Origin of the sequence: Mycobacterium sp. SMC-15, assembly GCF_045310925.1 — a bacterium.
Lineage (GTDB): Bacteria > Actinomycetota > Actinomycetes > Mycobacteriales > Mycobacteriaceae > Mycobacterium.
Map to the genome: position 1 here is coordinate 1 of NZ_JBJIAJ010000008.1, position 13710 is coordinate 13710.

The 13710-nt window shown below is 65.6% G+C and carries 12 protein-coding genes and 1 tRNA gene; 7 read left to right on the plus strand and 6 right to left on the minus strand.

What is annotated here, in order from left to right:
- Positions 1-148 precede the first annotated feature (148 nt).
- The 3 genes from ACJH71_RS13000 to ACJH71_RS13010 are packed head-to-tail and all read left to right on the plus strand — an operon-like array spanning position 149 to position 3265.
- Entirely contained in the window at positions 149-1486 is a 1338-nt protein-coding gene (locus tag ACJH71_RS13000) for a dipeptidase (protein WP_406758434.1), read from the plus strand.
- Entirely contained in the window at positions 1486-2280 is a 795-nt protein-coding gene (locus tag ACJH71_RS13005) for an aminoglycoside 3'-phosphotransferase (RefSeq protein WP_406758435.1), read from the plus strand. The genes ACJH71_RS13000 and ACJH71_RS13005 overlap by 1 nt, the downstream gene beginning before the upstream one ends.
- 40 nt (positions 2281-2320) lie before the next feature.
- Positions 2321-3265 (plus strand): LysR family transcriptional regulator, encoded by a 945-nt coding sequence (locus ACJH71_RS13010; RefSeq protein ID WP_406758436.1) that lies wholly within the window; start codon positions 2321-2323, stop codon positions 3263-3265.
- A gap of 12 nt (positions 3266-3277) precedes the next feature.
- Here the strand turns inward: ACJH71_RS13010 and ACJH71_RS13015 are convergent, their stop codons facing one another.
- The 3 genes from ACJH71_RS13015 to bcp all read right to left on the minus strand — a co-directional run bounded on the left by ACJH71_RS13015 (position 3278) and on the right by bcp (position 5462).
- The gene (locus ACJH71_RS13015; RefSeq protein ID WP_406758437.1) at positions 3278-4315 is read right to left on the minus strand and encodes an FAD/NAD(P)-binding protein; all 1038 of its coding nucleotides are present in this window, start codon (positions 4313-4315) and stop codon (positions 3278-3280) included.
- A gap of 159 nt (positions 4316-4474) precedes the next feature.
- Positions 4475-4948 carry a VOC family protein gene (locus ACJH71_RS13020; protein ID WP_406758438.1) on the minus strand — a complete coding sequence of 158 codons (474 nt, stop codon included), beginning with the start codon at positions 4946-4948 and terminating at the stop codon, positions 4475-4477.
- A 40-nt stretch (positions 4949-4988) separates the two neighbouring features.
- The gene (gene bcp, locus ACJH71_RS13025; protein WP_406758439.1) at positions 4989-5462 is read right to left on the minus strand and encodes a thioredoxin-dependent thiol peroxidase; all 474 of its coding nucleotides are present in this window, start codon (positions 5460-5462) and stop codon (positions 4989-4991) included.
- Positions 5463-5554: 92 nt separating this feature from the next.
- Here bcp and ACJH71_RS13030 point away from each other — a divergent pair, with 92 nt between their 5' ends.
- On the plus strand, positions 5555-5782 hold the full coding sequence (locus tag ACJH71_RS13030; RefSeq protein ID WP_406758440.1) for a DUF3618 domain-containing protein: 228 nt from the start codon (positions 5555-5557) through the stop codon (positions 5780-5782).
- 65 nt (positions 5783-5847) lie between these two features.
- Positions 5848-8184 (plus strand): amino acid permease, encoded by a 2337-nt coding sequence (locus ACJH71_RS13035; RefSeq protein ID WP_406758441.1) that lies wholly within the window; start codon positions 5848-5850, stop codon positions 8182-8184.
- A gap of 74 nt (positions 8185-8258) precedes the next feature.
- Here ACJH71_RS13035 and ACJH71_RS13040 read toward each other — a convergent pair whose 3' ends face one another.
- Together ACJH71_RS13040 and ACJH71_RS13045 are read right to left on the minus strand one after the other, a co-directional pair.
- Complete coding sequence (locus tag ACJH71_RS13040) at positions 8259-9239, minus strand: hypothetical protein (protein ID WP_406758442.1); 981 nt, start codon at positions 9237-9239, stop codon at positions 8259-8261.
- Between the two features lie 431 nt (positions 9240-9670).
- Positions 9671-9743, minus strand: a tRNA-Lys gene (locus tag ACJH71_RS13045).
- A 154-nt stretch (positions 9744-9897) separates the two neighbouring features.
- Between ACJH71_RS13045 and ACJH71_RS13050 the strand changes: the two genes are divergently transcribed.
- Entirely contained in the window at positions 9898-11127 is a 1230-nt protein-coding gene (locus ACJH71_RS13050; RefSeq protein WP_406758443.1) for an Ig-like domain-containing protein, read from the plus strand.
- Between the two features lie 14 nt (positions 11128-11141).
- Here the strand turns inward: ACJH71_RS13050 and ACJH71_RS13055 are convergent, their stop codons facing one another.
- Positions 11142-11927: a hypothetical protein gene (locus ACJH71_RS13055; RefSeq protein ID WP_406758444.1), complete on the minus strand. Its 786-nt coding sequence runs from the start codon at positions 11925-11927 to the stop codon at positions 11142-11144.
- Between the two features lie 248 nt (positions 11928-12175).
- Here ACJH71_RS13055 and ACJH71_RS13060 point away from each other — a divergent pair, with 248 nt between their 5' ends.
- Complete coding sequence (locus ACJH71_RS13060; protein ID WP_406758445.1) at positions 12176-13615, plus strand: alkaline phosphatase family protein; 1440 nt, start codon at positions 12176-12178, stop codon at positions 13613-13615.
- Positions 13616-13710: the final 95 nt, after the last annotated feature.

The following is a 13710-nucleotide window of genomic DNA, read 5'->3' on the forward strand; positions in this document are numbered from 1 at the left end:
CAAGAGCCAGGCACCAGGTGAGAAGAACCCAACCACCGCAACGCGGCACCGTCGAGACTGACACTGAGTGTTTGCACACGACACGCCGCAAGAAGGTGGCATTCTGCGCACGCTCGCGGTAATCGCGGCACCGGCTAACCTCGACGTCATGAGCGATCTGGTGCAGCGAGTCCGCGACATCCTGCCGTCGGTGCGGGCTGACCTGGAGGACCTGGTGCGCATCGAGTCGGTGTGGGCCGACCCGGCGCGACGCTCCGAGGTGCACCGCAGCGCACAGCGCGTCGCAGATCTGCTGAGCCAGGCCGGTTTTCCGCAGGTGCAGATCGTCGCCGAAGGCGGTGCGCCGGCGGTGATCGCGCACTATCCGCCACCGCCTGGTGCGCCGACCGTGCTGCTGTATGCCCACCACGATGTGCAGCCCGAGGGTGAGGCGGGGCAGTGGGATTCACCGCCTTTCGTGCCCACCGAACGCGACGGGCGCCTCTACGGTCGCGGTACCGCCGACGATAAGGCCGGTATCGCAACACATCTGGCGGCGTTCCGGGCGCACGGTGGCCGGCCGCCGGTTGGTGTGACGGTCTTCGTCGAAGGCGAGGAGGAATCCGGTTCACCGTCGCTGGGCGCACTGCTCGCCGCGCACCGGGAGGCGCTGAGCGCCGACGTGATCGTGATCGCCGACTCCGACAACTGGAGCACCGAGATTCCCTCACTGACGGTGTCGCTGCGGGGCCTGGTCGACTGCGTGGTGGAAGTCGCGACGCTGGACCACGGTCTGCACTCGGGACTGTGGGGTGGGGTGGTGCCTGACGCGCTGACCGTCCTGGTGCGGCTGCTGGCGAGCCTGCACGACGACGACGGCAACGTGGCAGTCGCCGGACTCTACGAAAGCACGGCGGCCCCAGTCGATTACCCGCCTGAGCGGGTACGTGCCGACACCGGGCTGCTGGACGGGGTGGCCGAGATCGGCTCCGGTTCGGTGCCGCAGCGGATGTGGGCCAAACCGGCGATCACCGTCATCGGGATCGACACCACGAGCATCGCGGCCTCGTCGAACACGCTCATCCCGCGGGCCCGCGCCAAGGTCAGTATGCGAGTGGCCCCCGGCGGCGAGGCCGCCGCACACCTGGAGGCGCTCACCGCACACCTGCAGCACCATGCCCCGTGGGGAGCGCACGTGACCGTCACCCCGGGCGACATCGGCCAGCCCTATGCCATCGACGCCAGCGGTCCGGTGTATGACAAAGCGCGGGCCGCGTTCGCCCAGGCGTGGGGCGTCGAGCCCATCGACATGGGGATGGGCGGTTCGATCCCGTTTATCGCGGAGTTCGCCGCCGCCTACCCGCAGGCGACCATCCTGGTCACCGGGGTGGAGGATCCGGGCACCCAGGCACACAGCATCAACGAGAGCCTGCATCTGGGGGTACTCGAACGCGCTGCTACCGCCGAGGCGCTGCTGCTGGCGAAGCTGGGCGATCAGTCCGCCTGATGATCGCTGGCCCGCCGCAGTTGCCGCAGACCGTGCCCGATGCCGTACGGCAGTTGGCCGGAGCCGACATTCCACACCCGGTGTGGCTCAACGAGGTAGGCGGCACCACTTTCGAAGTCGCCGGCGCCGCAGGGCGCCGCTTCATCAAGTGGTCACCGCACGACAGCGGTATCGACCTGTCCGCCGAGGTGGCGCGACTGCAGTGGGCGCTCGGCTACACGCCGGTGCCGGAAGTGCTCGATCACGGTCATAACGACGAGGGGCAGTGGCTGGTCACCGCGGCACTGCCCGGCACCAATGCGGTCGCAGCGCGGTGGATCACCGACCCGCTCCCGGCAGTGACGGGAATCGGGCGGGGCCTGCGAGCGCTGCACGATGTCCTGCCGGTGGCGGCATGCCCGTTCGACTGGAGCGCCGAGAGGCGAGTAGCGGACGCCAATCGTCGGTCCGGGCAACTGAATCCGGCGGAGTGGCCTGCGGAGTTCGCCGGTCTCACCGTCGCGCAGGCATTGCAGCGAGTAGCCGATCCGCCCCCGGTTGATCGGCTGGTGGTATGCCACGGCGACGCCTGCGCGCCGAACACGTTGCTGAACGACGATGGACACCCCACGGGCCACGTCGACCTCGGAGAACTGGGGGTTGCCGATCGCTGGGCCGATCTGGCGGTGGCGACCTGGAGTACCGAGTGGAACTACGGTGCCGACTGGACTGATGTGCTGCTCGATGCGTACGGAATCCGACGAGACCAGGAGCGCATCGACTACTACCGGCTGCTGTGGACCCTCGATCCTTGATTGGCGGGCCCACAAGGGCGACTTGTGATTGCATGGAGTGATGGCGCTGAGCCCCCGGATGCCCGATCTGCCGGCGTTCGAGATGTTGGTGGCTATCGCGAGAACCGGCAGCCTCGGTGCCGCGGGGCGGGAATTGGGGCTGACGCAGCAGGCGGTTTCGGCACGCCTGTCGGCGATGGAGGCTCAGACCGGTGTGCGCCTCGTGGCCCGCAGCGCGCGTGGTTCGCAGTTGACTTCGGCCGGTGCGGTCGTGGCGGAATGGGCCGATCAGCTACTGGATGTCGCCGGTCACGTCGATGCCGGATTGGCTTCGTTGCGGGCTGCGAGCCGCAAGAAGATGAAGGTGGTTGCGAGTCTGACGATCGCCGAACAGCTGATGCCCCGCTGGATCGTGTCACTGCAGACCGCCGCCACTCGAACCGGGCGTGAGGCACCGGAGGTCATCCTGACCGCCACCAACAGCGAGCAGGCTATTTCGAGCGTCCGAGGCGGCTCGGCGGACCTGGGCTTCATCGAGAGTCCGGGGGCACTGACCGGTATTCGAAGCCGTGTTGTCGCGCACGACGACCTCGTGGTGATCGTGCCGCCCGACCATAAGTGGGTGCGTCGCTCCAAGGGCGTTACCGCCGCCGAACTCAGCCAGACCTCGCTGGTCGTGCGCGAACAGGGGTCGGGCACCCGTGACTCACTGACGTCGGCATTGCGCACCGTCTTGGGCCACGAGGTGGAACAGGTGCGTCCGGCGTTGGAGTTGTCTTCTTCGGTCGCTGTGCGTGGTGCCGTGCTGGCGGGGGCCGGGCCGGCGGTGATGAGCAGGCTGGCGGTCGCCGATGACCTTGCGGTCGGCCGGCTTCGCTGCGTCGCGGTACCGGAACTGGACCTGCATCGTGATCTCAGGGCGATCTGGACGGGCGGGCGGACGCCGCCGGCCGGAGTGGCCCGGGACCTGTTGAGCCACATCGGCGGCGCCAACCCGCCACGCTGACGTACGCCGAAGTTAGGTGCCGTACTGCAACCACAGCGGCAGGGCACTATTGAGCCGCTGCATGAACTTGATGAGTCCGATCCGATACTGCCCAGATCCGAATGAGTCGATTCCGTACTCGGGGAACGCAATCCCGACCCCGAACAACCCCGGAGCCAGGATCCCGTTCACCGGGTCGTATTCCAGATCCCCCCACTGCGGGGTCGCGGGGAGTTGCCGACGGGTGAACCCGACGGTGTAGACAGCGTGGCTACAGGCTTGGAGCTGCTCGGGGAACTCCTTGTCGTCCACCCGATACCGTTCCAAGCGCTCCGGATAGGCCCCGTCGATGTTCTCCCGGGCCCATGTTGCGGCATTGCCCTTCAGGCCTGTGTCGTCGAAAAGAATCTGATCACCCAGGTAGACAGCGTATTTGGTTGGGCTCCGATAGAAGTTGACGACTTTGCGGGCGCGTGTGTTCAACAGGTTGGGCAGTGCCACCATCGATGAGTGTGACGAGCCGAAGACCGCCACCGTGGCGTCGTCCAAGGCCAGCTGTCCGAGCTTGTCGGGGTTCAGTGCCACCTCGATCGGAATCTCTTCCAGGTGAGGATGATGAAGTGTCTTGGGAACCGAACCGACGGCCAGAATCACGTTCTTCGCTTCGATCTCGGCGTCCTTGGTGCTCACCAACCACCGGCGGTTGCGCAGGGTGAGCTCTGTTGCCACCGCGCGAATGGACGTGACTCGCTCTATCAGGTGTTGGGAGATCCATACCAACGGATCGGCGATGAGGCCGAGTGGGCAGGTGTGACCGGGATCGATGTCGGTCAGCTCAAAGTGAGGCGCTTCGGCGAAGCGGAACGACGGTGAGCTGTTCAGGTATTCGAGGAACAGGGACACGTGGGTGTTGCCCGGGACGGCGCGCCATTTGGTGCCGACATCACCGGCGGCAAAGTCGGGATCGATCCACACGATCTCGTTCCCGGGGATGCCATGGTCGAGTAGGCGGCCCACCGCGGCTATGCCTGCGGGACCTGCTCCGATCACTGCCCAGCTATGCCCGGTCATCTGCCTGCCTTCCAACGGAGTAGGAGTAGCGCGCCGCCTTGGTCGCTCGATCGGAGGCGCCACCCAATCCCGACCGTTGGCACAATGCTCCGCTCGCCGGCGGTCCGTGGCTAGTGGGGTTGTTCTTGTCAGGTCACAAGGTCTGATTGTGCGTCGTGGTCAACGCCCGTCAGCCGCGGCTTCCAGCGCGGCGATATCGAGCTTGACCATCGTGTACATGGCCTGCTTCGCCCGCAGCACGCGTTCGGGATCTGGATCGGTCATCAACTCCGACAACCGTTGCGGGATGATCTGCCAGGACAAGCCGTAGCGGTCGGTGAGCCAGCCGCACTGGACCTGTTTGCCGCCGGCGCTCAACGCGTCCCAGTAGCGGTCGACCTCGGCTTGGTCGGTGCAGTAGACCTGGATCGAGGCGGCCTCGTCCAACGTGAAGTTCGGTCCGCCGTTGATCGCGGAGAACTGCCGCCCGTCGAGCTCGAACAACACCTCCAGCGGGCTGCCGTCGCGCTCGGGGTTCTCCGCGCCCCAGTAGGAGGTCTCGGTGACCTTCGAATTGGGAAAGATCGAGACGTAATACTCGGCGGCTTCCAGCGCCTGGGTGTCGAACCACAGACTCGTCCGGATGACAGGCATGAGCTGCTCCTTCTCGGTCGGCGGCTAGCGACCTCGGCGGTCAGACCGACAGATCGCGCCGCAGTTTCGCGACGTGCCCGGTGGCCCGCACGTTGTACTGGGCCTCGGCGATCTTGCCCTGCTCATCGACGACGAACGTCGAGCGAATGACGCCCTGCACGGTCTTGCCGTACATCTTCTTCTCGCCGTAGGCGCCCCACGCCGCCAACACCGACCGGTCCGGGTCGGACAGCAGCGGGAAGGTCAATTCCTCGGTGTCGCGGAATTTGGCCAGCTTGGCGGGCTTGTCGGGGGAGATGCCGACGATGTCGAGGCCGGCGTCGTTGAAGTCTCGCAGGTTGTCCCGGAAGTCGCAGGCCTGCTTGGTGCAGCCCGGGGTCGAGGCGGCCGGATAGAAGTAGACGACGACCCGTCGTCCCCGGTAGTCGGCCAGTGACACGGTGTTGCCGTCGGCGTCGGGAAGACTGAACGCGGGCGCTTCATCGCCGGGCGCCAGGCGTGCGGTGTCGGTCAACAACAGCCCCTTTCTGCTCGCCGGGGCATGAGACGAACCCCGGCTGCTCTAGGGTAGTTCGACAGGGGCAGCATCGGACAGGGAGGACGACAGTGGCGGAACGCGATCCCGACACGATCAAGAAGGACATCGATCAGGCCCGCGAGCAGCTGGCGTCGACGGTCGATATTCTCGCGGACCGGGCCAACCCCCGTCGGCTGGCCGACCGCGCCAAGGCCCGGGCGGTCGAGATCGTCAGCCAACCTGCGGTAATAGCGTCGCTGGCCGGTGTCGGCGGACTGATTCTGATCCTGACGATTCGCCGAATCCGCAACCGCTAGGTCCCCGCGCGCCGACGCGAAAATTGGGTCTGGTGGCGTGAGGCTGCCGGGACGAAGATATTGCGGTGCGCGCCCAACAGCCCCCGGCGCCGCGGCCTGACCCGATCGGCTACACGCTCAAGCGGCTGGTACTGGGACGGCCGCTGGTCACCGGTGCGCTGCGTTCCGAGCGGTTGTCGAATCCGGTTGCACTAGGAGTACTTTCACCCGACGCGATCTCCTCGAACGCTTATGGCGTCGAGGAGATCCTGATCGAGTTGCTGCCGTTCGCGGGTCTGGCCGCATTCGCGCTGCTGCTGCCCATCACCGGCGTGGTGCTGCTGATCCTGGTGTTGGTCACCGCGTCGTATCGCCAGGTGGTGATGACCTACACCCGGGCCGGCGGTTCCTACATCGTCTCGCGGGAGAACTTCGGGCCCCGGGTGGCGCAGGTCGCCGCCGCGGCGCTGCTGATCGACTATGTGGTGACCGTCGCCGTGCAATCCGCGGCCGGCACCGTTGCCGTCGTCTCGGCGATCCGCCCACTAGGCCCCTACAGCCTGGAGATCACCGTCGCAGTGGTGATCGTGATGTGTTACGCGAACCTGCGTGGTGTGCGAGAAGCCGGCCGCACGTTCGCGATACCGACGTATTTCTTCATAGGCATGCTCGGGTTGATGATCGTTACCGGTCTGGTGCGCGAGATCTTCTGGGGCTTACCGGTTTACGACGCCGAGCATCTTCCCGGAGCGGTGCCGGTGCACCAGGGCAACGGGCTGATCATGGGGGCGACCGTCCTGGTGGTGCTGCGCGCTTTCGCCAACGGCGGGTCGTCACTGACCGGTGTGGAAGCGATCTCCAACACCGTCAGCGTCTTCCAAAAGCCGCAGGGTGTGAACGCCCGACGGGTGCTCACCACGATGGCGTGCATTCTGGGTTTCCTGCTGGCCGGGGTCACCTACCTGGCCTACCGCACCCACACCCCGCCGTACGCGGTCGGGTATCCCTCGGTGCTGTCCGAGGTGGCCCGGGCGGTGTTCGGCGGCGGCTGGGTGGGCCAGGTCTTTTACGTGCTGGTGCAGACGGCGACGGCATTGATCCTGTTCACTGGGGCGAACACCAGCTTCAACGGGTTTCCGATGCTGGCCAGCTTCGTCGCCGAAGACCGATTCCTGCCCCGCCAGTTGACCAAGCGCGGGCATCGGCTGGTCTTTTCCAACGGGATCATCGTGCTCACTGTCTTGGCGGTGACACTGCTGGTGGTCACCGGCGGGTCGGTCAACGCGCTGGTGCCGTTCTACGCGATCGGGGTGTTCACCGGATTCGCGATGGCCGGCTACGGCATGGCCAAACATCATGTGACGTATCGGGAATCGGGCTGGCGGTACAAGCTCGCCATCAACTTCTCGGCAGGGCTGCTGTCCACCGTGGTGGTGGGGATCTTCGCGGTGGCGAAGTTCACCGAGGGAGCCTGGCTGGTGGTGGTCGTGTTCCCGCTGCTGGTGGTGGTGCTGATCCGGCTCAACCGGGAATACCGGGCCGAGGCCGCGATCCTGGAGCGGTTCCGCACCGACCGGCCCGACGTCGTCAAATACGCCCGGCACCGGGTGATGGTGTTCGTGCATTCGCTGGATCTAGCGGTGCTCGAAGCCCTGCGCTACGGCAAAGGGCTCTACGCCGACGACTTGGTCGCGGTGCACCTGGTGGTCGACGCCGCCCACGCCGCGCTGCTGCAGCAGCGCTGGGAGTACTACGGACTCGATACGCCGCTGCGGGTGGTCGACTGCCCGGACCGCCGGCTGACGCGCACCGCCCAGCAACTGGTCGACACCGCGCGGGCCCAATACCCGGACTGCCACGTGACCGTGTTGTTGCCCCGGCGCACGTACGCGCCGCTGCTGGGTCGGCTGCTGCACGATCGCACCGCCGACAAGATCGCCAAGGCCGTGAGCCAGGTCCCCGACGCGGCGGCGACGATCGTGCCCTACGACGTGCAATCGCGGGTGCGGCAGGCGTTTCCGGATCTGTTCGAACAGCGCCTCGTGCGCGAGGTAGGCAAGCTCCAGCAGTGGGTGGCGCGCCACGACCAGCAGGATGTGGACCGCTACGAGCATCCGGCGCCGCCGCCGGACGCCATCGCGGTGGACGCCCTCATCATCGGTCACCTGTCCACCATCGAGGGCCGGGTCAACGAGGTCGACGACAGCATCAGCCGCGGCAAGCCGGTCCGCGTCGCGGTGGTCGGCGACGGCACCGGAGAGCTGCGCGCGACTTTTCATGCGGGACGGGGCACCGACATCGGCCCGGGTGACGTGGTTGCGCTCACCGGCAAGGCTCGACGGAACGGCACCGGGCCGGTGTACATGTCCGACCCCAGCTACCGGATCGTCAAAGAGACGGAGGAGTCGGCGCCGTCGCAATAAGACGAAACGGCCGGGAGGGACTCAGGGTCCCTCCCGGCCGCCGTTGCGTTCTACATATTCAGGAATCGATAGGTCTAGAAGCCCAAGGCGTCCCACAAACCGCCGTCCAACAGGTCAGTTCCGGCTGCCCCGAGGTCCGGCACCTCCACGGCGTTGACCGGCAGGTCCGCGGTGCCCACGGTGAGGGCCTCGGCTGCGCGGGCGGGCCACTGGTTCAGCAGCAGGTCGAAGATGCCATCTTCGGTGAGTATGCCCGTGAAAACGTCCTCGGTCTCGGGCACGATGTACCCGTTGAGCACGGTGTTCAGCAGGTCAGCGGGCAGGTTGAACAGCGCCTCAAGGTCGCCGCCGGCCGCCGCGGTGATGTTCTGAGTCAGTTGGTAGACGGCGCCGATCATCGGCGACATCATTGCATCGCTGACCTGCTTGATGAAGGCCCAACCATCGAGGGGACCGATGAATTCGTTCAGCAGGCTCGACTGGTTCATCATCTCGCGGGCGGGAATGGACAGCACCGGGCCCAGGGACTTGCCCATCTCCTCGATGCCGTAGAGGTACCAGATGTTGAACTCGTTGAATGCGTTGAAGGGGTCTCCCTGCGACATGTAGTCGGAGATCCGTTCCATCAGCACCTCGAGCCCCGGGTACCGGACGGGGTTGGACTCGTCGCCGTCGATCATCTTGTCGAGCGCCTCGTTGATGCCGGCGAAGCCCGAGGTGATGAAGCGAGGTGACATGCCCTCCCGCGCGTCCAGCGGGACGTCTTCCATGCCGATGATCAGCTGGGCGTAGTCGCTCCAGTTGCTGCTGTACTGGCCCAGCAGAGTATTGACGTTGGAGCTCTCCATCAGCGCGGTCAGGTTCTCGCTGGTCCGCTCGAACAGCGATTCCCAGCCGGTCAACTGCACAGCGTGGTGTTGCGCTTCTTGCAGGTTCGGTGCAACCGGGTGAACGGCCACCAGGCCGGCGCCCGCCAATGCGACTCCGGCTGCCGCCAGCCGGGTCGAACGACCGGCCCTGAATCTGGTCGTTTCGGGATGTAGGGCGAACTCCACAGGTAACTCCTTTAACTATTTCTGTGTGGTTCCCTAGGGTTAGGGAGCAGAATCCTGCGAATTCAATAATAGCCATTATCATAGGGGACCCTAACCTAACTAGGCGAAGGTTTGGTGAACAATCGGTGACGTTGGCGGACTTGCCGCAGTGCGGAGCTACCATCGCGGACCGGGCCCAAGGGGCAAGCGCCGACCGCGCAGGAGCACCGTGGTGGTACTGCGTCGAGCGCATCGGCCGATGGGCGCGAGTGCGATTCACCGGCGGTCGCAGCGGCGTAGGGCATCGCTCGGCCGGAGCCGGGTTGTGGCCATCATGGGCCAGCGATGCGGGTACAACAGACCTGAATTCGGTCTGCGGGTGGGAAATGGGATTCGCACCGATCACATGCACCCGCGGGTGCAGTGGATGTCGAAATATCCTCTGAGCGAAGTGCGCCGTCAGGGTTTCGAACCCCGGACCCGCTGATTAAGAGTCAGCTGCTCTACCAACTGAGCTAACGGCGCTGGGCGGTCAAGAACCGCGAAAGAGACAATAACAGGCGCCAAGCCGGGAGACGAAATCGCGATGTCAGAGCGCTCTTCCGGACGGCACAGCGGCACTGTCGATTACCCACTAGACTGCCTGCGAGCAGTATCAGCACGGTCAGGTGGGAAAAGCATGAGGCAGGTTGGTTTGGCGCAACGCTGTCGGGGGTTCGGGTCCCGGGCAGCGGCATTGCTGATGGCTGCGGCCACGGTGGCGGGCTTGAGTGCCTGCGGCAGCAATGCCGACGCCGAAGCGGCCAAGATCATCACCGACAAGGGGACCCCCTTCGCCGATCTGCTCGTTCCCAAGGTCAGCGCGTCGGTCACCGATAAGGCTGTCGGTGTGGCGGTGGACGCGCCGGTGACGGTGAGCGCCGAGGACGGTGTGCTCGACTCGGTCACCATGGTCAACGAGTACGGCGCGGTCGTGGACGGCAAGCTCAGTGCCGACGGGCTGACCTGGGCCACATCCGAGCAGCTCGGCTACAACAAGCGCTACACGGTCAACGCGAAGGCGCTGGGCCTCGGTGGCGTGACCAGCCGGCAGATGACTTTTCAGACGCACTCGCCGCAGAACCTGACCATGCCCTACGTGATGCCGCGCGACGGCGAGGTGGTCGGAGTCGGCCAGCCGGTGGCGATTCGGTTCGACGAGAACATCGTCGACCGCGAGGCGGCCGAGAAGGCGATCACCATCACCACCGAGCCTCCGGTTGCGGGCGCCTTCTACTGGCTGAACAATCGCGAGGTGCGCTGGCGGCCGCAGGCCTTCTGGAAGCCCGGAACCAACGTCGACGTGCAAGTCAACACCTACGGGGTGGACCTGGGCAACGGGGTCTACGGGCAGGACAATGCGGCCAGCCACTTCGTCATCGGCGACGAGGTGATCGCCACCGTCGACGACGACACCAAGTCGATGGTGGTGCGCATCAACGGCGAAGTGGCCAAGACTATGGCCGTGTCGATGGGCAAGGAAAGCACCCCTACCAATAACGGCACCTACATCGTCGGTGAGCGTTTCGCGCACATCGTCATGGACTCGTCGACCTACGGCGTGCCGGTCAACTCGCCCAACGGCTATCGCACCGACGTCGACTGGGCCACCCAGATCTCCTACAGCGGCATCTTCGTGCACTCGGCACCGTGGTCGGTGGGGGCCCAGGGCTACGCCAACACCAGCCACGGCTGCATCAACGTCAGCCCCAGCAACGCGCTGTGGTTCTACGACCACGTCAAACGCGGCGACGTAGTGCAGATCAACAACACCATCGGCTCGCTGCTGCCCGGCAATGAGGGCCTCGGCGACTGGAATGTGCCGTGGTCCCAGTGGCAGGCCGGCAACGCCAACGACCCGGTGCGCTGACGCGCTAGGCGCCGTCAGGCCGGGGGCGGTCCGCCTTCCTCGCGCAGGTATTCCTCGTTGCCGTTGGGGTAACCCCCGCCGAACGTGGTGATGTGCACGTGGTCGTAGTGGCCGTTGCCGCGACCACTGGGCCCGCCCGGCGTGTAGTAGGTGCCGCGCCAGATCGCGTCCTGCATGGCGAACCGACCGGCGTTCTGCCTGACGTAGTCGACGATCTGGTCTCCCAACGCGATGCCCTCGGGACTACCGGGGTTGGGGATCATCACGTCGATGGCCAGGCCGGAGGGATGCCAGCGCTGGCCGTCGGGACGTACCCCGATCATGTTGTGAATCTGCGGAAACGCTTCGCTGATGCTGCGCGCAACGAGAATCGTCTTGACCTGCATGCCGTGTTCGTTGACGATCCCCGGCGGCAGCGCGTGCGGTGCCGGCATGGACCAGTTGGTCACCAGATCGGGTACGGGTGGTCCCCAGTCCTGCGGAGGCGGCGGAATGTCTTCCGGCGGCGGAGGCGGTCCATCTTCGGGCGGTGGGGGTGGCGCGTCCTCTGGAGGCGGAGGCGGCAGGTCTTCCGGCGGCGGCGGAGGAGCGTCCTCCGGCGGCGGGGGTGGCCCCTCTTCAGGCGGTGGGGGAGGTGCGTCCTCCGGTGGCGGCGGGGGCGCGACCTCGGGAGGAGGCGGCGCATCGGCGGCGGCCGCAGGTGGCGGTTCGTCGTTGTTTCCCGGCTCGGCACCGACGCCGCCAGCCAAGAACACAGCGGCCGGCAACAGAGTCGTCGCGGCCAGAACCGAGGATTTCATGCGCAGATCTACTAGTCCTTGCGTGAGCACGCAGGGAACCGTAACCAAAACGTTACCTCGACATCAACCCGGCGCGCGGAACGCCGGTCTGTGAGGAGTGCCTGTGTGCCGGTAGGGAACGAGGCCAACGATAGCGCTGCTTCCGGTAACGATGCAGGTCACGGGAGTGAATTCATCGAAACCCCTGAGCGATTCCTGTGTAATTGCTAGTCTTCGCCGGCGGTCAACTTCGACGAGGGAATCCAATAGTGACAAAGGTCAAGCGGTTTCTGTGTGGTGCGACCGTCGCCGGCCTGGTGGCCGGAACGGGAGCGGTGGTAGGGACGCAGACGGGGCTGTCCGCCCTGACCGCCGACTGGATGCTTGCCGCCGAACACGTGCTGCTGATCGGCACCGACGGCACCAACTTGGACAAGATCCTGGAGTACGCCTACAGCTCAGACAGCGGCTTCAAAACCGCGATGGACCAAGGCATTACCGGAACCGCGAGCCTGGTCAACCACACCACCTTCTCGGGCCCGTCATGGTCAACGATCCTCACCGGCGTGTGGGACGACAAGCACGGGGTGACCAACAACCTGTTCAGCCCCGACCCGTACAACCAGTGGCCGACGGTGTTCAACCTTCTCGAGTACTACAAGCCGGAGATCAACACCTCGGTGATCGCCGACTGGGACTACATCAACGACATCGCTGCCGCGGGCGGCTATCCGGTCGACAGCAACATCTTCGTGCCTTTCGAGACCAACTGGGCCGACGCCGACGCGCTGGTCACCGCGCAGACCATCGCCCAGATCCTGGCGACCGCGGACAACCCCGACGACATCTCCAACTTCCTGTTCTCCTACCAAGTCCAGGTCGACGAGGCCGGGCATGCGTTCGGTGGCGGGTCGGCCGAGTATGCCCAAGCTGTCGTGAATGTGGGCGCCAACATCCAGCAGATCCTGGCCGCGGTGGCGCAGGTCAAGGCGCTCACCGGGGACGACTGGTCGATCATCATCACCACCGACCACGGCCATCAGCAGTCGCATGACATCTTGGGGCACGGCTTCCAGTCGCCCAACGAGACGTCGTCGTTCGTCATCTTCGATCAAGCCGGCGATCACGCGACCGACGGCAGCCAAAACCTGAATTACTCCACGGTGGACATCACGCCCACGATCTTGTCGCTCTTCGGAGTCCCGATGCGGTCGGACTTCGACGGCGTCTCGATGGCCAACGACCCCTCCATCCTGAACAGCATCGTCACGCCCGCGGACCTCAAGCAGGCGCTGCTCGCCGCGCTCGCGAATTACGGCTACCCCAATATCGGTAACGACATCGAACTGGCCATCCGCACGGTGGTCACCTCCATCCCTTACGGACTCAATCTCGTCGTCACCGAGATCGACAAGCTGCTGCAGTCGATCGTCGATCAAGACATCTTCCTGATCAGTGAACTGGCCCAATTCGCCCAGCAGATCAACGATTTCGTTGGCGGTCTGGTGGTCGACACGAGCGTTGCGCTGGCTCGGGGCGTTGCGTTCCTGACCGGATCGGGGTACATCGCGCCGACCGACCCGCCGCTGCCGCTGCCTGGTGCCTCGGAGTTCTCCGACCCGTGGGGGCTGCTCACCGGCGACGGCAACCTGTTCGCGCCTGACCATTCGGTAGGGGGACTCGAACTGCCCTGGCTGCTGGACGCCTGACAGGCCCGGGCGGGGCCAGGGCTTGATCCCTGGCCGCGGGTATCCCCAACGGAACGGCGGGCGTAGAACATCGAGTTAGGGTAGCCTAACTCAAT

What these genes read in the sequence shown, in the direction of transcription:
- ACJH71_RS13000 (WP_406758434.1), top strand. Translation starts at nt 149, where the DNA reads ATGAGCGATCTGGTGCAGCGAGTCCGCGACATCCTGCCGTCGGTGCGG.
- ACJH71_RS13005 (WP_406758435.1), top strand. Translation starts at nt 1,486, where the DNA reads ATGATCGCTGGCCCGCCGCAGTTGCCGCAGACCGTGCCCGATGCCGTA.
- ACJH71_RS13010 (WP_406758436.1), top strand. Translation starts at nt 2,321, where the DNA reads ATGGCGCTGAGCCCCCGGATGCCCGATCTGCCGGCGTTCGAGATGTTG.
- ACJH71_RS13015 (WP_406758437.1), bottom strand. Translation starts at nt 4,315, where the DNA reads ATGACCGGGCATAGCTGGGCAGTGATCGGAGCAGGTCCCGCAGGCATA.
- ACJH71_RS13020 (WP_406758438.1), bottom strand. Translation starts at nt 4,948, where the DNA reads ATGCCTGTCATCCGGACGAGTCTGTGGTTCGACACCCAGGCGCTGGAA.
- ACJH71_RS13050 (WP_406758443.1), top strand. Translation starts at nt 9,898, where the DNA reads ATGAGGCAGGTTGGTTTGGCGCAACGCTGTCGGGGGTTCGGGTCCCGG.
- ACJH71_RS13055 (WP_406758444.1), bottom strand. Translation starts at nt 11,927, where the DNA reads ATGAAATCCTCGGTTCTGGCCGCGACGACTCTGTTGCCGGCCGCTGTG.